The sequence below is a fragment of the Acinetobacter sp. ABJ_C5_2 genome, from assembly GCF_044538485.1.
In the GTDB taxonomy this organism is placed as follows: domain Bacteria; phylum Pseudomonadota; class Gammaproteobacteria; order Pseudomonadales; family Moraxellaceae; genus Acinetobacter; species Acinetobacter nosocomialis_A.
On the sequence record NZ_JBIUCS010000093.1, the window covers coordinates 1 to 721 of the forward strand.

Here is a 721-nt window from a genome sequence, read left to right on the forward strand (position 1 = left end):
ATATAGTATTTTACATTTAAATATTCTCAAATTAATAAAATATGAATATTTAAATAATTACCACTCATTAAAATTTTCTTCTATTACCTCTCCTAAAGAATTTCCTAACTTCTTATACTCATCATTATCAATATAATAAATATATATCTTACCCTTTTCATTTATAAAAATAGGATTTCCAGCCCCATCATCCGAAACAACTATTGATTCTAAAATGTAATTATCAACCTTTAAATCATCTAAAAGCTTTCTTCCTCTATTAGTTAAATTAATAACATTCTCTTCACCTAACATCTCAGCATTTTTTAAGTCATATATCCCTAATCCTGCATATGAACCTCCATATGTACTAATAAACAACTTATAGTCATCCGAAAGTTTTATTTTCAAGCTAGTTTGTACATAATTAATATCATTTACGGTTAAAGGAATTCCTTTCATTTCAGGTTTAATTTTATAGAACTCATTCAATCTATTTAATAAAGCACTTTTCATATCATTTTCCAAAAAATAATATCTTAAATTATACCTATGTAAGTCTTTTTAGACTAAATCTTTCCCATACTATTTTTGTCAATTATTAAAATAATTTCCTCCCGAATCCAAGTAAGAATTTTATATTTTTATTGTATTAGATAATACCACCTTCTTTTCAATTAGATAATCACTGATAATTAAATCATCTTTCAAAGCGCCAAACAAATTAATATACATATTATTT

General features: G+C 23.9%; 1 protein-coding gene. It reads right to left on the reverse strand.

The features are described 5' to 3' along the window. Positions 1–57: 57 nt before the first annotated feature. Positions 58–495, reverse strand: a complete 438-nt coding sequence (locus ACH8JV_RS19500) for an SMI1/KNR4 family protein (protein ID WP_396523298.1) — start codon at positions 493–495, stop codon at positions 58–60. Between the last annotated feature and the right edge of the window lie 226 nt (positions 496–721).